The 17,470-nt window shown below is 67.7% G+C and carries 21 protein-coding genes; 16 read left to right on the forward strand and 5 right to left on the reverse strand.

The features are described 5' to 3' along the window. Positions 1–56 precede the first annotated feature (56 nt). Complete coding sequence (locus DMO17_RS13245) at positions 57–497, forward strand: Hsp20/alpha crystallin family protein (RefSeq protein ID WP_110682951.1); 441 nt, start codon at positions 57–59, stop codon at positions 495–497. A gap of 101 nt (positions 498–598) precedes the next feature. Further along, the gene (locus tag DMO17_RS13250) at positions 599–1,723 is read left to right on the forward strand and encodes a sterol desaturase family protein (RefSeq protein WP_110682952.1); all 1,125 of its coding nucleotides are present in this window, start codon (positions 599–601) and stop codon (positions 1,721–1,723) included. A gap of 153 nt (positions 1,724–1,876) precedes the next feature. Here DMO17_RS13250 and DMO17_RS13255 read toward each other — a convergent pair whose 3' ends face one another. Further along, positions 1,877–2,275 carry an acetyl-CoA sensor PanZ family protein gene (locus DMO17_RS13255; RefSeq protein ID WP_110682953.1) on the reverse strand — a complete coding sequence of 133 codons (399 nt, stop codon included), beginning with the start codon at positions 2,273–2,275 and terminating at the stop codon, positions 1,877–1,879. A gap of 145 nt (positions 2,276–2,420) precedes the next feature. Between DMO17_RS13255 and hisB the strand changes: the two genes are divergently transcribed. The 6 genes from hisB (at position 2,421) to DMO17_RS13285 (ending at position 7,149) form a co-directional block, all read left to right on the forward strand. Further along, the gene (gene hisB / locus DMO17_RS13260; RefSeq protein WP_110682954.1) at positions 2,421–3,014 is read left to right on the forward strand and encodes an imidazoleglycerol-phosphate dehydratase HisB; all 594 of its coding nucleotides are present in this window, start codon (positions 2,421–2,423) and stop codon (positions 3,012–3,014) included. After that, positions 3,015–3,653, forward strand: a complete 639-nt coding sequence (gene hisH, locus DMO17_RS13265; RefSeq protein ID WP_110682955.1) for an imidazole glycerol phosphate synthase subunit HisH — start codon at positions 3,015–3,017, stop codon at positions 3,651–3,653. It begins immediately after the preceding gene. A gap of 55 nt (positions 3,654–3,708) precedes the next feature. Beyond that, positions 3,709–4,446 (forward strand): 1-(5-phosphoribosyl)-5-[(5-phosphoribosylamino)methylideneamino]imidazole-4-carboxamide isomerase, encoded by a 738-nt coding sequence (gene hisA, locus DMO17_RS13270; RefSeq protein WP_110682956.1) that lies wholly within the window; start codon positions 3,709–3,711, stop codon positions 4,444–4,446. An 11-nt stretch (positions 4,447–4,457) separates the two neighbouring features. Continuing rightward, positions 4,458–5,216: an imidazole glycerol phosphate synthase subunit HisF gene (gene hisF / locus DMO17_RS13275; protein ID WP_110682957.1), complete on the forward strand. Its 759-nt coding sequence runs from the start codon at positions 4,458–4,460 to the stop codon at positions 5,214–5,216. A 277-nt stretch (positions 5,217–5,493) separates the two neighbouring features. Continuing rightward, entirely contained in the window at positions 5,494–6,249 is a 756-nt protein-coding gene (locus DMO17_RS13280; RefSeq protein WP_110682958.1) for a substrate-binding periplasmic protein, read from the forward strand. A 141-nt stretch (positions 6,250–6,390) separates the two neighbouring features. Then, positions 6,391–7,149 carry a substrate-binding periplasmic protein gene (locus DMO17_RS13285; RefSeq protein WP_110683036.1) on the forward strand — a complete coding sequence of 253 codons (759 nt, stop codon included), beginning with the start codon at positions 6,391–6,393 and terminating at the stop codon, positions 7,147–7,149. Between the two features lie 57 nt (positions 7,150–7,206). Here the strand turns inward: DMO17_RS13285 and DMO17_RS13290 are convergent, their stop codons facing one another. The 3 genes from DMO17_RS13290 to gpmI form a co-directional block, all read right to left on the reverse strand. After that, entirely contained in the window at positions 7,207–8,517 is a 1,311-nt protein-coding gene (locus DMO17_RS13290; protein WP_110682959.1) for a S41 family peptidase, read from the reverse strand. Positions 8,518–8,560: 43 nt separating this feature from the next. Then, on the reverse strand, positions 8,561–9,805 hold the full coding sequence (locus DMO17_RS13295; RefSeq protein ID WP_110682960.1) for a murein hydrolase activator EnvC family protein: 1,245 nt from the start codon (positions 9,803–9,805) through the stop codon (positions 8,561–8,563). Between the two features lie 107 nt (positions 9,806–9,912). After that, positions 9,913–11,448, reverse strand: coding sequence for a 2,3-bisphosphoglycerate-independent phosphoglycerate mutase (gpmI, locus tag DMO17_RS13300; RefSeq protein ID WP_110682961.1), 1,536 nt, complete (start codon positions 11,446–11,448; stop codon positions 9,913–9,915). A 140-nt stretch (positions 11,449–11,588) separates the two neighbouring features. Here gpmI and DMO17_RS13305 point away from each other — a divergent pair, with 140 nt between their 5' ends. Genes DMO17_RS13305 through secB form a run of 3 tightly spaced genes read left to right on the forward strand, consistent with a single transcriptional unit; the run spans position 11,589 to position 12,767 of the window. Next, positions 11,589–12,002 (forward strand): rhodanese-like domain-containing protein, encoded by a 414-nt coding sequence (locus DMO17_RS13305; RefSeq protein ID WP_110682962.1) that lies wholly within the window; start codon positions 11,589–11,591, stop codon positions 12,000–12,002. A gap of 1 nt (position 12,003) precedes the next feature. Then, complete coding sequence (gene grxC / locus DMO17_RS13310) at positions 12,004–12,258, forward strand: glutaredoxin 3 (RefSeq protein WP_110682963.1); 255 nt, start codon at positions 12,004–12,006, stop codon at positions 12,256–12,258. 35 nt (positions 12,259–12,293) lie between these two features. After that, the gene (gene secB, locus DMO17_RS13315) at positions 12,294–12,767 is read left to right on the forward strand and encodes a protein-export chaperone SecB (protein ID WP_110682964.1); all 474 of its coding nucleotides are present in this window, start codon (positions 12,294–12,296) and stop codon (positions 12,765–12,767) included. Positions 12,768–12,813: 46 nt separating this feature from the next. Here secB and trmL read toward each other — a convergent pair whose 3' ends face one another. Continuing rightward, the gene (trmL, locus tag DMO17_RS13320; protein ID WP_110682965.1) at positions 12,814–13,275 is read right to left on the reverse strand and encodes a tRNA (uridine(34)/cytosine(34)/5-carboxymethylaminomethyluridine(34)-2'-O)-methyltransferase TrmL; all 462 of its coding nucleotides are present in this window, start codon (positions 13,273–13,275) and stop codon (positions 12,814–12,816) included. A 139-nt stretch (positions 13,276–13,414) separates the two neighbouring features. Here trmL and DMO17_RS13325 point away from each other — a divergent pair, with 139 nt between their 5' ends. Genes DMO17_RS13325 through DMO17_RS13345 form a run of 5 tightly spaced genes read left to right on the forward strand, consistent with a single transcriptional unit; the run spans position 13,415 to position 17,470 of the window. Beyond that, on the forward strand, positions 13,415–14,290 hold the full coding sequence (locus DMO17_RS13325; protein ID WP_258371540.1) for a type IV pilus biogenesis protein PilM: 876 nt from the start codon (positions 13,415–13,417) through the stop codon (positions 14,288–14,290). Further along, the gene (locus DMO17_RS13330; RefSeq protein ID WP_110682967.1) at positions 14,290–14,898 is read left to right on the forward strand and encodes a PilN domain-containing protein; all 609 of its coding nucleotides are present in this window, start codon (positions 14,290–14,292) and stop codon (positions 14,896–14,898) included. Before DMO17_RS13325 ends, DMO17_RS13330 begins: the two co-directional genes overlap by 1 nt. Then, entirely contained in the window at positions 14,891–15,565 is a 675-nt protein-coding gene (gspM, locus tag DMO17_RS13335; RefSeq protein WP_110682968.1) for a type II secretion system protein GspM, read from the forward strand. Before DMO17_RS13330 ends, gspM begins: the two co-directional genes overlap by 8 nt. 4 nt (positions 15,566–15,569) lie before the next feature. Next, on the forward strand, positions 15,570–15,872 hold the full coding sequence (locus tag DMO17_RS13340; protein ID WP_258371541.1) for a Type II secretory pathway component: 303 nt from the start codon (positions 15,570–15,572) through the stop codon (positions 15,870–15,872). A 5-nt stretch (positions 15,873–15,877) separates the two neighbouring features. Further along, complete coding sequence (locus DMO17_RS13345) at positions 15,878–17,470, forward strand: pilus (MSHA type) biogenesis protein MshL (protein WP_110683038.1); 1,593 nt, start codon at positions 15,878–15,880, stop codon at positions 17,468–17,470.

Raw genomic sequence — 17,470 nt, forward strand, 5'->3', positions numbered from 1 at the left:
CTAGCGTGACAGGGCGGCCGGTGTGGCCGCTGCCTGGATGACTCTGGAGGCCCATCATGTCGCTTGCACGTTGGAATCCGTTTCGCGAGTTCGAGGAATTCTTCAATCACTATCCGCGCCTGGGCAAAGGCCTGGGCGGCGCCAGCCAGGAGCTGATGACCGCGGCCGACTGGGCGCCGGCGGTGGACATCAGTGAAACCCCGCAGGCCTACCTGATCAAGGCCGAGCTGGCCGGTGTCAAGCGCGAGGACATTCAGGTCAAGGTCGAGGGCGACCAGCTGCGCCTGAGTGGCGAGCGCAAGTTCGAGAAGGAGGAGAAGGACAAGAAGCAGCACCGCGTCGAGCGCTTCTACGGCAGTTTCTCGCGCAGCTTCAGCCTGCCGGACGACGCCGACGAGGCGCAGATCAAAGCCGAGTACCGCGACGGCGTGCTCAACCTCACCCTGCCCAAGCGCGAGACGGCGACGCCGCGGGCGCGCGAGATCGCGGTCGACTGACGCCGCTGGCACGGCCTGCGCGCCACTTTGGCGGAATCCGCCGGGTTGGCGCGCGCCGGCCGCGATAATCTTGGCTGAACGCCTGCGGATGAGGTTCGCCCATGAATGTCGCGGTAATGGCCGTGCCGCTGTATATCCTGCTGATCCTGCTGGAGCTCGCCTACGAGCGCTGGAGCGGGCGGCATACCTATCGCCTGGCCGACGCGGTGACCAGCATCGACACCGCCGTGTTGCGCATGCTGCTGGAAGGGCCGTTGCGCCTGCTGCTGGTCGTCCCCTACGCCTGGCTGTACGAGCATGCGCGGCTGTGGACGCTCGATCCGGCCTCGCCCTGGACCTGGCTGCTCGGCTTCGTTGCCGTGGACTTCTGCTTCTATTGGGCGCACCGCAGCCTGCACCGCTACAACCTGCTGTGGGGCGCGCACCAGCCGCACCATTCCAGCGAGGACTTCAACCTGTCCACGGCGCTGCGCAAGGGCGCCTTCCAGACCGCCTTCGACTGGCCCTTCTACCTGCCGCTGGCGCTGCTCGGCCTGCCGCTGCCGTTGTTCCTGGTGTTGCTCGGGGTGCAGCTGGTGTACCAGTTCTGGATTCACTCGCAGCATGTCGGGCGGCTGGGCGTGCTGGAGTGGTTCATGGTCACGCCGAGCAACCACCGCGTGCACCACGGCCAGAACGATCGCTACATCGACCGGAACCACGGCGGCGTATTCATCGTCTGGGACCGCCTGTTCGGCACCTTCGCCGACGAGACGGAGGCGGTGCGCTACGGCGTGACCACCCCGGTACGCACTTTCGACCCGCTGCGCCTGCAGTTCTCCTGGTGGCGCCTGCTATGGGCCGACGCAGTCGCGACCCGCTCCTGGTGGGACAAGCTGCGCCTGTGGTGGATGCCCACCGGTTGGCGCCCGGCGGATGTGCGCGCGCGGCCGTGGCCGAAGATGGGCTCGGAGAAGTTCGACTGCCCCAGCCAGACCGGGCTGCGCTGGTACGCCTTTGCCCAGTTCGTGGCGATCAATGCCCTGACCCTGGTCTACCTGGCCAGCGTCAAGCAGGCAGGCTGGCTGCTGCCGCTGCTGCTCGGACCGCTGATCCTGTTCGGCTGTGTCAGTCTGGGTTGGCTGTTCGAGGGGCGGCGCGCGCTGTGGCGGCTGGAGGCCGTGCGCCTGGCGCTGCTGGCAGCGTTCGCCCTGGCCTGGGGACTGTGGCTGGCGCCGGCGCAGTAGCTGTTCGGCCTGGGCCTGGCCGGATTGTGCGCGGCCAGCCTGCTGTGGCTGGTCTGGCTGGCGGCGCGGCCGCAGATGGCGCAGGCGTAGCCCGGATGAAATCCGGGGATAGTTGCCGGTTCCCGAATGTTATCCGGGCTACGGTGCTGGTTCCTACAGGTCGTCCAGCGGCAGGCCGGTTCGCGCGGCCAGGGCCTGGCTTTCCAGGTGATCGCGGGGCGCCGCCAGGTGCAGCGGCTTGCCAGCCTCGCGGGCCAGGCGCCGTGCTTCGTCGAGGATGCGCCGGCCCACGCCGCGCTTGCGCGTGACCTTGCGCACGCACAGGTGCGACAGGCGCCAGTGGTCATCGCCGCGCTGCAGCAGGGCGGCGCCGAGCAGGCGGTCGTTGAAGCGTCCGGCGATCAGCTGGCCGCTGCCGATGCCGTCGGCCAGCAGGGCGTCGACGCTGGCATAGGGCGCCAGCAGCCAGTCCGGGGCGTCGGCGTAGACCTTGCCCAGGTCGATATGGTCCTGGCTGGACGGGCGGCTGACGGTTTCGACCAGAACGGGCATGGCGGTTTCCTCGGGCGGCGGGTGGCGCAGTGTAAGCCGGCGCCCGGCACGCCGGTAGCCCGCCCCGACCGCCGCCGGTAGCCGGCCAGGCCACGGCCCGCCTATAATGGCGGCCTTTTCCCGTGAGCAGCCTGTGGAGCTGGAGATGGCCGAACGTACGGCATCCGTCGAGCGCAACACCCTGGAGACCCAGATCAAGGTCTCGATCAACCTGGATGGCACCGGCAAGGCCAAGTTCGATATTGGCGTGCCCTTCCTCGAGCACATGCTCGACCAGATCGCCCGTCATGGCCTGATCGACCTGGACATCCACTGCAAGGGCGACCTGCACATCGACGACCACCACACCGTGGAAGACGTCGGCATCACCCTCGGCCAGGCCTTCGCCAAGGCCGTCGGCGACAAGAAGGGCATGACCCGCTACGGCCACTCCTACGTGCCGCTGGACGAGGCATTGTCGCGCGTGGTGATCGACTTCTCCGGTCGCCCGGGGCTGCAGATGCACGTGCCCTTCACCCGCGCGGTGGTCGGCGGCTTCGACGTGGACCTGTTCCAGGAGTTCTTCCAGGGCTTCGTCAACCACGCCCAGGTGTCGCTGCACATCGACAACCTGCGCGGGACCAACACCCACCACCAGATCGAGACGGTGTTCAAGGCCTTCGGCCGCGCCCTGCGCATGGCTATCGAGTTGGACCCGCGCATGGCCGGGCAGATGCCGTCGACCAAGGGCTGCCTGTAAATGCAGACAGTTGCAGTAATCGACTACGGCATGGGCAACCTGCACTCGGTGGCCAAGGCCCTCGAGCATGTCGGTGCCGGCCGGGTGCTGGTGACCAGTGACGCCGCGGTGATCCGCGAGGCCGACCGCGTGGTGTTCCCCGGCGTCGGCGCGATCCGCGACTGCATGGCCGAGATCAGGCGCCTGGGCTTCGACGAGCTGGTGCGCGAAGTCAGCCAGGATCGTCCGTTCCTCGGCATCTGCGTCGGCATGCAGGCCCTGCTGGAGCACAGCGAGGAGAACGGCGGCGTCGACTGCATCGGTCTGTTCCCCGGCCAGGTGCGCTTCTTCGGCAAGGATTTGCATGAGGACGGCGAGCACCTGAAAGTGCCGCACATGGGCTGGAACGAGGTCGCGCAGGTGGTCGACCACCCGCTGTGGCACGAGATCCCGGACATGGGCCGCTTCTACTTCGTGCACAGCTACTACATCGAGGCCGGCAACCCGGCCCAGGTGGTCGGCCGCGGCCACTACGGCAAGGACTTCGCCGCGGCGCTGGCCGAAGGCTCGAAGTTCGCCGTGCAGTTCCACCCGGAGAAGAGCCATACCCACGGCCTGCAGCTGCTGCAGAACTTCGTCGGCTGGGACGGCCGCCTCTAACCGCTTTCGTTTTATCCCGGGCCCGTTACCTGGCCCGGTCTGAGGACTTGCTGAAATGCTGATTATCCCCGCTATCGATCTCAAGGACGGCGCTTGCGTGCGCCTGCGCCAGGGCCGCATGGAAGACTCCACGGTGTTCTCCGACGACCCGGTGAGCATGGCCGCCAAGTGGGTCGAGGGCGGCTGCCGTCGCCTGCACCTGGTCGACCTCAACGGCGCCTTCGAGGGCCAGCCGGTCAACGGCGAGGTGGTCACTGCGATCGCCAAGCGCTACCCGAACCTGCCGATCCAGATCGGCGGCGGGATCCGCACCCTGGAAACCATCGAGCACTACGTCAAAGCCGGCGTCAGCTACGTGATCATCGGCACCAAGGCCGTTAAAGAGCCGGAATTCGTCAGCGAGGCATGCAAGGCCTTCCCGGGCAAGGTCATCGTCGGCCTGGATGCCAAGGATGGCTTCGTCGCCACCGACGGCTGGGCCGAAGTGTCGAGCGTGCAGGCGACCGATCTGGCCAAGCGCTTCGAGGCCGACGGCGTATCCGCCATCGTTTATACCGACATCGCCAAAGACGGCATGATGCAGGGCTGTAACGTCGAGGCCACTGCGGCCCTGGCTGCAGCCAGCCGCATTCCGGTGATCGCCTCCGGAGGCATCCACAATCTCGGCGATATCGAGAAACTGCTGCTGGCCCGCTCGCCCGGCATCATCGGCGCCATCACCGGCCGTGCCATCTACGAAGGCACCCTGGATGTGGCCGAGGCGCAAGCCTTCTGCGATTCCTTCAAAGGCTGAGGACTGCTGAGATGGCGCTGGCAAAACGCATCATCCCGTGTTTGGACGTGGACAACGGCCGCGTGGTCAAGGGCGTCAAGTTCGAGAACATCCGCGACGCCGGCGACCCGGTGGAGATCGCCCGCCGCTACGACGAGCAGGGCGCCGACGAGATCACCTTCCTCGACATCACCGCCAGCGTCGACGGCCGCGACACCACCCTGCACACGGTGGAGCGCATGGCCAGTCAGGTGTTTATCCCACTCACTGTCGGTGGTGGTGTGCGTACCGTGCAGGACATCCGCAACCTGCTCAACGCCGGTGCCGACAAGGTCTCGATCAACACCGCCGCGGTGTTCAATCCGGAGTTCGTCGGCGAGGCTGCCGCGCGTTTCGGCTCGCAGTGCATCGTCGTCGCCATCGACGCCAAGAAAGTCGCCCCGGGCCGCTGGGAGATCTTCACCCACGGCGGGCGCAAGCCGACCGGCCTGGATGCCGTGGCCTGGGCGAAGAAGATGGAAGATCTCGGCGCCGGCGAGATCCTGCTGACCAGCATGGATCAGGACGGCGTGAAGAGCGGCTACGACCTGGGCGTGACCCGCGCCATCAGCGAGGCGGTGAATGTGCCGGTGATCGCCTCCGGCGGCGTCGGCAACCTGGAGCACCTGGCTGCCGGCATCCTCGAGGGCAAGGCCGATGCCGTGCTGGCCGCCAGCATCTTCCACTTCGGCGAATACAGCGTGCCCGAGGCCAAGGCCTATCTGGCCAGCCGCGGCATCGTGGTGCGCTGATCACCGTTGCTGGTCCGACGCCCGCCTTGTGCGGGCGTTTTCATATGGCGCCGGACCATTGGTTCGTTTCTTGCCTGCCATTGGGCGCGCGCGACTCATCCGGCGACCGCCGGCGTGAGGCAGTTCAACGTAGTTGGCCGCTGACGTGGCACTATGCCCGCTTCCAACTGCGCCGGTCAGTCTGCCGGTCGAAGACCATCCGGGGGTGCAAGGCCCTGTGGGTGGCCATTTGCAGATGAAGTCGCCAAAACAACCACAACTCTGGAGCTGTACTGCAATGCTGAACAATCTGAAGAAGGGCCTCGCCCTCGGCCTGCTCCTGCTGGCCGGCGGCGCCCACGCCGAACTCTCCGAAGACTACAAGGTGATCCTGCTGACGGAGAACTTCCCGCCGTTCAACATGGCCATCGACGAGAAGAACTTCGCCCGCGACGACAACATCGACGGCATCAGCGCCGATATCGCCCGCGAGATGTTCAAGCGTGCCGGCATCGGCTACAACCTCAGCCTGCGTTTCCCCTGGGACCGCATCTATCGCCTGACCCTGGACAAACCCAACTACGGTCTGTTCTCCACCACCTACACCGAGGAGCGCAAGCCGCTGTTCAAGTGGGTCGGCCCGCTGGCCAAGAGCGAGTGGGTGCTGCTCGCCGCGCCCGGCAGCGAGATCAAGCTGAACAGCCTGGAAGAGGCGGCCCAGTACAAGATCGGCGCCTACACCAACGATGCCGTCAGCCAGCATCTGGAGAGCAAGAAGCTCAAGCCGATCAACTCCCTGCGTGACCAGGAGAACGTGGCCAAGCTGATGAACGGCAAGATCGACCTGTGGGCCACCACCGACCCGGTCGGTCGCTACCTGGCGCGCCAGGAGGGCGTCAGCGGCTTGCAGGTGGTGCTGCGCTTCAACAGCGCCGAACTGTACCTGGCGCTGAACAAGGAAACCCCGGACGAAGTGGTGCAGCGCCTGCAGAAGGCCCTGGACGAGCTGCGCAGCGAGGGCTTCGTCGACCAGATCACCGGCAGCTACCTGTAAGCGCCCGCCGCTGTGGCGGCGCTCGGCCCGCTGCCGGCGGTTTTTCGCCGGCAGCGGGGTTCGTGCTAACCTTCAGCCCGCCCGGGGCGGACCAGCACCGGCCGCCGGGCACGCCTCTCCCGACTCAAGGAACCGCAAATGTTGTCGAAGCGACTGACCCTGCTGCTTCTCGGCGTGGGCCTGCTGTGCTCCAGCCTGGCGCGAGCCGAACTCCCCGCCGACTACCGGGTGGTGCTGCTCACCGAGAACTTCCCGCCCTACAACATGGCGACCAACGGCAAGAACTATGCGCGCGAGGAGAACCTCGACGGCATCGCCGTGGAAGTGGTGCGCGAGACCTTCAAGAAGGCCGGCATTGCCTACCACATGACCCTGCGCTTCCCCTGGGCGCGGATCTACAAGATGGCCCTGGAAATGCCCAACCACGGGGTGTTCGTCGCGGCCAAGCTGCCGGAGCGGGAGAAGCTGTTCAAGTGGGTCGGCCCCATCGGGCCGGATGACTGGGTGATGCTGGCCAAGGCCGACAGCAACATCAATCTGCTCAGCCTGGAGCAGGCCAAGTCGTACCGGGTCGGTGCCTACAAGGGCGACGCCATCGAGGAGCACCTGCTCAAGCAGGGCCTGCAGCCGATCAGCTCGTTCCGCGATCAGGAGAACGCGCGCAAGCTGGTCGACGGCAAGATCGACCTGTGGGCCACCGGCGACCCCGCCGGGCGCTACCTGGCCAAGCAGGAGGGCGTGACCGGTCTGAAGACCGTGCTGCGCTTCGACAGTGCCCAGCTCTACCTGGCGCTCAACCCGGAGACCCCGGACGAGGTGATCGAGCGCCTGCAGAAGGCCCTCGACGGCCTGCGCGCCGACGGCACCGTGGACAAGATCTTCCAGAAGTACGTCGAGTAACGGCGCCGACAAGAAAAAACCCGGGCTTGCCCGGGTTTTTCATTTCTGCCGCCCGGCTCACTCGCCGCGGGTGACGTTCAGCCCCTTGAGCAGGTTGAGGGCCTGGCTCAGCTGGTAGTCGTCGTCCTGCGGGCGCGGGGCCTGGACTTTCTTGCCATTGCTCGGCTTGTCCGCGCCGCCATTGCCGTTGCCCAGGTGGCCGGCCAGGTCGGCTTCCTTGACCAGCTCGCCGTCCGCCTCGCGGGTCACCTTGGCACGGGCCACCTCGATGTCCGGGACTATGCCCTGGGCCTGGATGGAGCGGCCGTTGGGGGTGAAGTAGAGGGCGGTGGTCAGCTTCAGGGCGCGGTCGTTGTTCAGCGGCAGCACGGTCTGCACCGAGCCCTTGCCGAAGCTGTCGGTGCCCATCAGCACGCCGCGCTTGTGGTCCTGCAGGGCGCCGGCGACGATCTCCGAGGCCGAGGCACTGCCGCCGTTGATCAGTACCACCAGCGGCACGCCCTCGCTGGCGTCGGCCGGGTCGGCATTGAAGCGCAGCTCGGAGTTGGCGATGCGGCCCTCGGTGTAGACGATCAGGCCCTTCTTGAGGAAGTGGTCGGACACCTCCACCGCCGCCTGCAGCACGCCGCCGGGGTTGTTGCGCAGGTCCAGCACCAGGCCGCGCAGCTTCTTGCCGTTGTCCTTGCGCAGCTTGGCCAGGGCCTTGCCGACTTCCTCGCCGGTGTTGATCTGGAACTGGGTGATGCGGATCAGGCCGTAGCCGTCGTCGAGCAGCTGGCTCTTCACGCTCTTGACCTTGATCACCGCGCGGGTCAGCTCGACGTCGAAGGGGCGGCCGCCCTCGCGCACCAGGGTCAGGCTGATCGTGCTGCCGGCCTTGCCGCGCATCTTGTCCACCGCCTCCATCAGCGACAGGCCCTTGGTCGGCTGGCCGTCGATCTTGACGATCAGGTCGCCGGGCTGGATGCCGGCCTTGGAGGCGGGGGTGTCATCGATCGGCGACACCACCTTGATGAAGCCGTCCTCGGTGCCGACCTCGATGCCGAGGCCGCCGAACTCGCCGCTGGTGCTCTCCTGCAGCTCGGCGAAGGCCTCCGGCTCCAGATAGGCGGAGTGCGGGTCGAGGTTGCTGAGCATGCCCTTGATGGCGTTCTCCAGCAGGGTCTTGTCGTCCACCGGTTCGACGTAGGCGGCCTTGATGCGGTCCATCACTTCGGCGAAGGTGCGCAGCTCCTCCAGTGGCAGCGGCGCCTTGCCGTTGTCCACCGCGACGGCAGGGGCGTCATCCTCGGCGGCCAGCAGGGTGGGGCTGCCGAGCAGCAGGCCGAGGGCCAGGGCGAGGGGGGTGAGGCGACGGAATTGCTGCATGTGAACTCCCAATGATGAAGAGGCGCCGACGGTACGCGGACCGTCATCCTTGCGCGCGGCACCACTGCGCCGGGTCGCTCGGGCGACCCTGCTGGCGGATGGCGAAGTACAGGGCCGGGGTGTCCTGGCCGCCGCTGGTACCGACCGTGGCGATGGCCTCGCCGGCCTTGACGATGTCGCCGGCGTCCTTGAGCAGGCTCTGGTTGTGGCCGTACAGGCTCAGGTAGCCATTGCCATGGTCGAGGATGACCAGAAGCCCGGCGCCGCGCAACCAGTCGGCGAACACCACGCGGCCGCCGTGCACGGCACGCACCTGGCTGCCGGCACTGGCGCCGATCAGCACGCCATCCCACTTGGCGCGCGCGTCACCGTCGCGCGGCGAGCCGTAGCGCGCCACCAGGCGACCGTTGACCGGCCAGGGCAGCTTGCCCTTGGCCTTGGCGAAGGGGCCGCCGAAGTTGGCGCCCTCGCTGGACACCGCGGGGCCGAGCGGCAGCGGGCGGCTGGCCGGGTTGCGCGCCTGCTGCGCCTGCTGGGCGGCCAGGCGGCGTGCCTCCTCGGCTTCGCGGGCCTGGCGGGCGAGGGTCTCCTCGATGGTCTTGAGCACCCGCGTGAGCTGTTCCTGCTCCTGCTGGCGCGCCTTGAGCTTGCGGTCGCCGGCGCCGTACTCCTTGTTCAGCTTGGCCAGTGAGCTCTGGCGCTCCTTGCGGGCGGCCGCGAGCTGCTCGCGGCGGCTGTCCAGGGCGCTCTTCTGCTCCTGCAGGCGAGCCTGCTGGCTGACGATGTCGTTCTCCACGTTGGCCAGCTGGCGCAGGGTCTCGTTGAAGGTGGCGAGCTGCTCGACCCGGGCCTTGCCCAGGTAGTCGTAGTAGGTGAGGGTGCGCGAGAACTGTTCCGGCTGCTGCTGGTTGAGCAGCAGGCGCAGGGACTCCTGCTGGCCACTCTGGTAGGCGGCGCGGGCCTGGATGGCGATCAGACGCTGCTGTTCAAGGCGCGATTGCTGGAGTTTTTTTTTCTCCTGGTCGAGGCGCTCGAGCTCTTCCTCGCTCTTCTTCAGCTCGCTCTCCAGGCCCTTGACCTGCTTCTCCAGGCCACCCATCTCCTTCTCGGTGCGCTGCAGTTCCTTCTGCACGCCGGATTTCTCCTGTTGCAGCTTCTCCAGCAGCTTCTTCAGCTCGGCCACGTCGGCGCGGGCGGCTTCCAGCTGCTTCTGGGTTTGCGCCTTGTCGTCGGCGAAGGCCGGGACGCTCAGGCTGGCGAGGAGTACGAGGGCGAGGGCGCGGAACATGGGCGATGCGGCACCTGGAGCGAAGGAGGGCCTAGTATGCCCGCGGTGTGGCGCAAAAAAAACGCCCGCCGGCCAATGCCGACGGGCGCTTCACGGATTACTCCGGGTTATTGCAGTTCGACTATGGTCTTGCCGGTCATTTCCGCCGGCACCGGCAGGCCCATCAGGGTCAGCAGGGTCGGCGCCACGTCGGCCAGCACGCCGCCGGCGCGTACAGTCGCCGGGCGCTTGCCGACATAGATGAAGGGCACCGGCTCGCAGGTGTGGGCGGTGTGCGCCTGGCCGGTGCACTCGTCTTCCATCTGCTCGACATTGCCGTGGTCGGCGGTGATCAGCGCTTCGCCGCCGACCTTGTCCAGCGCCTCGACGATGCGGCCCATGCAGTTGTCCAGGGTCTCCACGGCCTTGACCGCGGCCGCGAATACGCCGGTGTGGCCGACCATGTCGCCGTTGGCGTAGTTGACCACTATCACGTCGTAGCGCTGCTGGAGGATGGCCTCGACGATGCGGTCGGTGACTTCCGGGGCGCTCATCTCCGGCTTGAGGTCGTAGGTGGCGACGTCGGGCGAGGGGATGAGGATGCGCTCCTCGCCGGCGAAGGGCTCCTCGCGGCCGCCGGAGAAGAAGAAGGTGACGTGGGCGTACTTCTCGGTCTCGGCGATGCGCAGCTGGGTCTTGCCGTTGTTGGCCAGGTACTCGCCGAGCACATTGGTCAGGGCCTCCGGCTTGAACGCGCTGGGCGCCGGGATGCTGGCGGCGTACTGGGTGAGCATGACGAAGCCGGCCAGCTGCGGGGCGCGCTGGCGGGGGAATTCCTGGAAGTCGGCCTCGACGAAGGCGCGGGTCAGCTCGCGGGCGCGGTCGGCGCGGAAGTTCATGAAGATCACCGCGTCGCCGTCTTCCACCCGCACCGGCGCACCGATGGTGGTGGCCTTGACGAACTCGTCGCTCTCGCCGCGCGCGTAGGCGGCCTGCAGGCCCTCCACGGCGCTGGCGGCGCTGAATTCGCCCCGGCCGTCGACGATCAGGTGGTAGGCCTGCTCGACGCGGTCCCAGCGGTTGTCGCGGTCCATGGCGAAGTAGCGGCCGGTGAGGCTGGCGATGTGGCCCTTGCCGAGGCGGGCGAAGGTGGCGTCGAGCAGCTCGATGGACGGCTGGGCGCTCTTCGGCGGGGTGTCGCGGCCGTCGAGGAAGGCGTGCAGGTAGATCCGCTCGGCGCCGCGCTGGGCGGCCAGCTCGGCCATGGCGACGATGTGGTCCTGGTGGCTGTGCACGCCGCCGTCCGACAGCAGGCCGAGGATGTGTACGGCCTTGCCGGCGCTCACGGCCTTGTCCACGGCGCGATTGATCTCGGCATTCTCGAAGAACTCGCCGTCGCGGATCGCCTTGGTCACCCGGGTGAAGTCCTGGTACACCACGCGGCCGGCGCCGAGGTTCATGTGGCCGACCTCGGAGTTGCCCATCTGGCCGTCCGGCAGGCCCACGTCCATGCCCGAGCCCGAGATCAGGCCGTGCGGGTAGGTGGCGCGCAGGCGGTCGTACACCGGGGTGTTGGCCGCATGGATGGCATTGTACTCGGGGCTGTCGCTGTGGCCGAAGCCGTCGAGGATGATCAGGACCAGGGGTTTGGGCGTCGCGCTCATGAAAGCTGGCTCGCTGTGGGTGATCAAAAAAGGTCGCGCATTTTACGGCCATAAGCCCGCGGCGTCACCGCCGGGCGGGGCTTGGCCGACCTGTGGGGCTGTGTATACTGGCCGCCATTTTAAGGCTTTGGAACCTCGCGATGCTGGCCCAACTGATTGAATTTGCCACTAATCACTATGTACTGAGCGCATGCTTCGTCTTCCTCCTGGTGCTGCTGATCGTCACCGAGCTGCGCAAGGGCGGACAGAGCCTGACCAGCCGCGAGCTGACCGCGCTGGTCAACGCCGACCAGGCCGTGGTGCTGGATGTGCGCAACCACAAGGACTTCTCCGCCGGGCACATCGTCGACGCGCTGAACATCCCCTTCGACAAGCTGGCCAGCCGCATCGCCGAGCTGGAGAAGCACAAGGCCAAGACCATCATCGTGGTCGATGCCATGGGCCAGCATGCCGGCTCCGTCGCCCGCGACCTGAAGAAGGCCGGCTACACCGCGGCCAAGCTGGGCGGCGGCATCGCCAGCTGGCGTGGCGACAACCTGCCCGTGGTCAAGTGACATGCCCGAGGTGCTCGTCTACTCCAGCGCCTGGTGCCCCTACTGCATCCGCGCCAAGCAGCTGCTGAGCGGCAAGGGCGTGGCCTTTCGCGAGATCAGCGTGGACGGCCAGCCGGCCGTGCGCGCCGAGATGACCCGCAAGGCCGGGCGCACCTCGGTGCCGCAGATCTGGATCGGCGAAACCCATGTCGGCGGCTGCGACGACCTGTTCGCCCTGGAGCGCGCCGGCAAGCTCGACGCCCTGCTCGGCGCCTGAACCCTTTCAGAAACCCGTAAACAAGAAGAACCGTCATGACCGAACAAGCGAACAACGGCGCCGCCCAGAACAACGAAGGGCCGCAATTCTCCCTGCAGCGCATCTACGTCAAGGACCTGTCCTTCGAGGCGCCGAAGAGCCCGGAAATCTTCCGCCAGGAGTGGGCGCCGAGCGTCGCGCTGGACCTCAACACCAAGCAGAAGACCCTGGACGGCGACTTCCACGAAGTGGTGCTGACCCTCTCGGTCACCGTGAAAACCGGCGAGGAGATCGCCTTCATCGCCGAAGTGCAGCAGGCCGGCATCTTCCTGATCAAGGGTCTGGACGCCGCCTCCATGAGCCACACCCTCGGCGCCTTCTGCCCGAACATCCTGTTCCCCTACGCCCGCGAGGCGCTGGACAGCCTGGTGATCCGTGGTTCCTTCCCGGCGCTGATGCTGTCGCCGGTGAACTTCGACGCCCTCTACGCCCAGGAACTGCAGCGCCAGCAGCAGGCCGCCCAGGCCTGATCGCGCCGGCGCAGAAAAAAGCCGCCCGCGGGCGGCTTTTTGCATTTCAGGAGCCGGCGAAATCCAGCTGCCGCCAGGCCTCGTAGACCACCACGGCCACCGCGTTGGACAGGTTCAGGCTGCGGCACTGCGGGCGCATCGGCATGCGCAGGCGCTGCTCGTCGGGGAATTGCGCCAGTACCTCGGCCGGCAGGCCACGGCTCTCCGGGCCGAACAGCAGCATGTCGCCGGCGCGGTATTCCATCTGCGCGTAGCTGTGACTAGCCTTGGTGGTGAATGCCAATATTCTGTCGGGGCGGATTTCCGTGATACAGTCGTCCAGAGAGTAGTGGCGTTTTAATGTCGCGTATTCGTGGTAGTCCAGGCCGGCACGGCGCAGGCGCTTGTCATCCAGTTCGAAACCCAGTGGTTCGATCAGGTGCAGCTGGCAGCCGGTGTTGGCACAGAGGCGGATGATGTTGCCGGTGTTCGGGGGAATCTCCGGCTGGAACAGGACGACATGGAACATTGATCGGGCTCAGGCAGGATCGGTGGCCGCCATTCTACAATGCACCGAGCACGCCCCGCCCATGTAGCGGGAAGGCCGGCAGCGGGGGAAAGCGCAGTTGGTGTGGTTCGCCAGAAGAAGAAAGACAGCGGCAGGACTGTTGGGCATCGAGACCGGCCCCGAGGGCATCGCCCTGGCGCGGGTCCAGCGCGTGCCCGGTGAGGCCCCGCGCCTGCTCGACTGCCTGTTTCGCGCCGCCGCTCCCGCCGAGCAGCCGGCGCTGCTCAAGGCGCTGGTGGCCGAGCTCGGCCTGGCCGACATGGCGGTCAACCTGGTGCTGCACCCCGCCACCTACCAGATGCTCCTGCTCGATGCCCCCGAGGTGCCCGCCGAGGAGCTGCGCGACGCCATGCGCTGGCGGGTCAAGGACCTGATCGCCGAGCCCCTGGAACAGGTGGTGGTGGACGCCTTCTGCCTGCCCGAGGACGCCTACCGCGGGCGCTCGCGCATGGCCTACTGCGCCGTGCTGGGCAAGGCGCGCATGCAGGCCTGGGGCGACCTGGTCAACCAGGCCGGGCTGCACCTGCAGAGCATCGACGTCACCGAGATGGCCTTCCGTAACCTCGGCCTGCTGGCCGGCGCCGACGGCATGAACCTCGCCCTGCTGCGCCTGCGTTCCAGCGAGGGGCTGATCAGCGTGCAGAATGGCGCCGACCTGTACATGGCGCGGCGCATCGAGCAGGGGCTGGAGCATGCCAGCGGCGACTACGGCGCGGTGACCCTGGAGATCCAGCGCTCGCTGGACTACTTCGAGAGCCAGCTGGGCAAGGGCTACATCAACCGCCTGCTGCTGCTGCCGGCCAAGCGCGACGGTGCCGCGGCGCTGCAGGCGTTGTCCGCCGGGCTGGCGGTCAAGCTGCAGGCGCTGGACCTGCGCCAGCTGTTCCCCGGCCAGGCCGCCGCCGAGCTGGGCGAGGCCGAGCAGGCCTACTGCATGGCCGCCGTCGGCGCCGCCCTGCGCCAGGAGGCGCCCTGATGCAGAACCTCAACCTCTATCAGGTCGAGCGCGCGCGCCGCGCCGGCCCGCAGAAGGCGCAGATGCTGCTCGGCGTCGCCGTGCTGGTCGCGCTGTGCTTGCTGCATGCTGCCTGGCAGGGCTGGCAGCTGCACCAGGCCGGGCAGCGCCTGGCCCGCGCCGAGGCGGCTGCGGTGGAGCAGGAAACCCGCCTGGGCGCGGCCAAGACCGCGTTCGTCGAGCCGCAGCTGGACAGCCGCCTGCCCGCCGAACTGGCCGCGCGCGAGGCGGACAACCGCCAGCTGCAGCGCCTGATCGCCTACCTGCAGCTGCTCTCGCAGCAGCAGAACGCCGGTTTCGTCGCGCCGCTGCAGGCCCTGGCCGAGCATCATCCGCAGGGGCGCCTGTGGCTGAACGGCATCCACCTGGCCGAGGGCGGCACCCAGCTGCGCCTGCAGGGGCGCAGCCAGAACCAGGAGCTGCTGCCGCAGTACCTCGAGGCTCTGGGCCGCAGTCCGGTGTTCAAGGGTCGCGAGTTCGCCCGCCTGGATGTGCAGCGCGGCGCCGACCGCCTGCTGGATTTCGACCTGTCGTCACGTCCCGCCGCGCAGGAGAAGGCCGATGAATAACTGGCTGCAACGCTGGCAGGGCATGGCCCCGCGCGAGCAGTGGCTGACCTACGCGGTGGGCCTGGTGCTGCTCGGCATGCTCTACCTGCTGCTGCTCGGTGACCCGCTGAGCGCCAAGCTGGCGCGCCAGCAGGCGGCGATCAAGCTGGCCGAAGGCCGTGGCGCCGAGGCCGCCGCCGGCCTGGCCGAGCTGCAGGCCCGGCTCGCCGTCGACCCCAACATTCCCTACCGCAGCGCCCTGCTGGCGGCCTCGGCGAGCCGCGAGGAACTGCTGCGGCAGATCGACAGCGGCACCGCCGAGCTGGTCACCCCGGCCAAGATGAAGGCCGTGCTGCAGAGCCTGCTGCGTGCGCAGCAGGGCCTCAGCCTGGTGGGCATGCAGAGCTTCAGCGAGCCGGTGCAGCTGGCGCAGGACGATGCCGCCGCGCCGCCAGACGCCAGCGCGGCCGCCGCGCCGGTTGCCGTGCTCTACCGCCACGGCCTGGTGCTGCAGCTGGAGGGTGGCTACTTCGACCTGCTGCAGTACCTGCAGGCCGTGCAGGCCAGCGGCTGGAAGCTGAACTGGGACAGCCTCGACTACCGCGTCGGCGAAGCCGGCCCGGGGCGCGCGCAGATCAGCCTGAAACTCTTCACCTTGAGCCGCGAGGCGGGATGGGTCGGTGTCTAGAAGCGTGCTCCTCAGCCTGTGGCTGACCCTTGGCGTGGCGCAGGCGGCGGTCGATCCGACCCAGCCGCCGGCCGACCTGCAGCCGGCCGGCGCCGATGCCGGCGCGCCGGCGGCGCTCAGCCTGCAGGCCATCCTGCGCGGCGCCCAGGGCAGCCGCGCGGTGATCGACGGCCAGAGCCTGCGCGTCGGCGAGCAGCACGCCGGCCTGCGCGTACTGGCCATCCACCCCCATTCCGTACTGATCGAACGCCAGGGCAGGCAGGAACTGCTGCGCCTGGTCGAACCCGTTGCGAAGCCGAGCCGATGATGCCCATGACTCCGACACTGCCCCAACGCGGCCTCCTGCTGGGCCTGGCCTGCCTGCTCAGCGCCTGCCAGACCTTCATCGACGGTGACCAGCAGCTCTACGAGCAGAGCGGCAAGTTGCTCGACGAGAGCCTGCAGCAGGCCCAGGGCAAGGTCACCCCGCCGCCCGCCGTGCAGGCCGCGCTGATTCCGCCGCTGACCAGCAGCGCCAGTTTCGCCGGCGGGCCGCGCTTCGACGTGGCGGCCAAGGACATGCCGGCGCGCGACTTCTTCCTCAGCCTGATGGAGAGTGCCGGGCAGAACCTGGTGGTGCACCCGGAAGTGACCGGCAACATCACCTTCAGCCTGCGCCGGGTGACCCTGGAGGAAGTCCTGGCGGCCGTGCGCGACAGCTACGGCTATGACTTCCGCCGCACCAGCTACGGCTACCAGATCCTGCCGAACAAGGTGGTCACGCGTAGCTACGACCTCAACTACCTCAACCTGCAGCGCCTCGGCGAGTCCGACACCCGGGTCAGTTCCGGCCAGGTGGAGAGCAGCCAGAGCAACAGCAGCTCGGACAGCAACGGCACCTCCAGCAGCGACAGCTCGGTGACCACCCTCAACGCCAGCAAGGTGATCACCACCAGCAACGTCGACTTCTGGCGCGAGGTACAGGCCGTGGTGCAGGCCATAGTCGGTGGCGAGGAAGGCAACAGCGTGGTGGTCAACCCGCAGGCCAGCCTGCTGGTGGTGCGCGCCAGCAGCGCCGACCAGGAGAACGTCGCGCGCTTCCTCGAACAGGCCCAGCGCAACCTGCAGCGCCAGGTGATCCTGGAGACCAAGATCCTCGAAGTGCAGCTCAACGACGGCTTCCAGGCCGGCATCAGCTGGGAGCAGCTGGGCGGCGACGGCGGCGCGATTCTCGAGGGCGAGGCCCTCAGCGGCCCCACCGACATCGGCGGGGTGTTCAGCGGCATCGTCACCCTCGGCGACTTCACCGGGCTGATCCAGCTGCTGCAGACCCAGGGCGAGGTGCGCGTGCTGTCCAGCCCGCGCATCTCCACCCTGAACAACCAGAAGGCGGTGATCAAGGTCGGCTCCGACGAGTTCTTCGTCACCGAGGTGTCGTCCAGCAGCACGACCACCACCGCCGCCGGCGTCACCGAGCCGACCCAGGACATCACCCTGACGCCGTTCTTCTCCGGCATCTCGCTGGACGTGACCCCGCAGATCGACCAGAACGACGTGGTCACCCTGCACGTGCGGCCGACCGTGAGCCGGGTCGAGGACCAGAACAAGACCATCGTCCTCGGCGAGGACAACGTGTTCAACCTGCCTCTGGCCCTGTCCACCTCGCGCCAGTCCGACTCCATCGTGCGCGCGCGCAGCGGCCAGGTGGTGGTGATCGGCGGCCTGCTGCAGAACACTAACGAGAACACCGACGCCGAGGTGCCCTGGGCCAGCACCCTGCCGCTGGTTGGCAACCTGTTCAAGCAGCAGCGCAAGGCCCTGCAGAAGAGCGAGCTGGTCATCCTCATGCGCCCGCAGGTGGTCAGCGACGAGGTCTGGCTGGACGAGATCCGGCGCAGCGCGGAAAGCTTCAAGGAGCTGAGGTAA

The organism is Aquipseudomonas alcaligenes (genome assembly GCF_003205495.1).
Lineage (GTDB): Bacteria > Pseudomonadota > Gammaproteobacteria > Pseudomonadales > Pseudomonadaceae > Aquipseudomonas > Aquipseudomonas alcaligenes_B.

Bases quoted from the DNA above. Each gene is read 5' to 3' on its own strand.
- DMO17_RS13245 (WP_110682951.1), top strand. From the start codon at position 57: ATGTCGCTTGCACGTTGGAATCCGTTTCGCGAGTTCGAGGAATTCTTC.
- DMO17_RS13250 (WP_110682952.1), top strand. From the start codon at position 599: ATGAATGTCGCGGTAATGGCCGTGCCGCTGTATATCCTGCTGATCCTG.
- DMO17_RS13255 (WP_110682953.1), bottom strand. From the start codon at position 2,275: ATGCCCGTTCTGGTCGAAACCGTCAGCCGCCCGTCCAGCCAGGACCAT.
- hisB (WP_110682954.1), top strand. From the start codon at position 2,421: ATGGCCGAACGTACGGCATCCGTCGAGCGCAACACCCTGGAGACCCAG.
- hisH (WP_110682955.1), top strand. From the start codon at position 3,015: ATGCAGACAGTTGCAGTAATCGACTACGGCATGGGCAACCTGCACTCG.
- hisA (WP_110682956.1), top strand. From the start codon at position 3,709: ATGCTGATTATCCCCGCTATCGATCTCAAGGACGGCGCTTGCGTGCGC.
- hisF (WP_110682957.1), top strand. From the start codon at position 4,458: ATGGCGCTGGCAAAACGCATCATCCCGTGTTTGGACGTGGACAACGGC.
- DMO17_RS13280 (WP_110682958.1), top strand. From the start codon at position 5,494: ATGCTGAACAATCTGAAGAAGGGCCTCGCCCTCGGCCTGCTCCTGCTG.
- DMO17_RS13290 (WP_110682959.1), bottom strand. From the start codon at position 8,517: ATGCAGCAATTCCGTCGCCTCACCCCCCTCGCCCTGGCCCTCGGCCTG.
- DMO17_RS13295 (WP_110682960.1), bottom strand. From the start codon at position 9,805: ATGTTCCGCGCCCTCGCCCTCGTACTCCTCGCCAGCCTGAGCGTCCCG.
- gpmI (WP_110682961.1), bottom strand. From the start codon at position 11,448: ATGAGCGCGACGCCCAAACCCCTGGTCCTGATCATCCTCGACGGCTTC.
- DMO17_RS13305 (WP_110682962.1), top strand. From the start codon at position 11,589: ATGCTGGCCCAACTGATTGAATTTGCCACTAATCACTATGTACTGAGC.
- grxC (WP_110682963.1), top strand. From the start codon at position 12,004: ATGCCCGAGGTGCTCGTCTACTCCAGCGCCTGGTGCCCCTACTGCATC.
- secB (WP_110682964.1), top strand. From the start codon at position 12,294: ATGACCGAACAAGCGAACAACGGCGCCGCCCAGAACAACGAAGGGCCG.
- trmL (WP_110682965.1), bottom strand. From the start codon at position 13,275: ATGTTCCATGTCGTCCTGTTCCAGCCGGAGATTCCCCCGAACACCGGC.
- DMO17_RS13330 (WP_110682967.1), top strand. From the start codon at position 14,290: ATGCAGAACCTCAACCTCTATCAGGTCGAGCGCGCGCGCCGCGCCGGC.
- gspM (WP_110682968.1), top strand. From the start codon at position 14,891: ATGAATAACTGGCTGCAACGCTGGCAGGGCATGGCCCCGCGCGAGCAG.
- DMO17_RS13345 (WP_110683038.1), top strand. From the start codon at position 15,878: ATGACTCCGACACTGCCCCAACGCGGCCTCCTGCTGGGCCTGGCCTGC.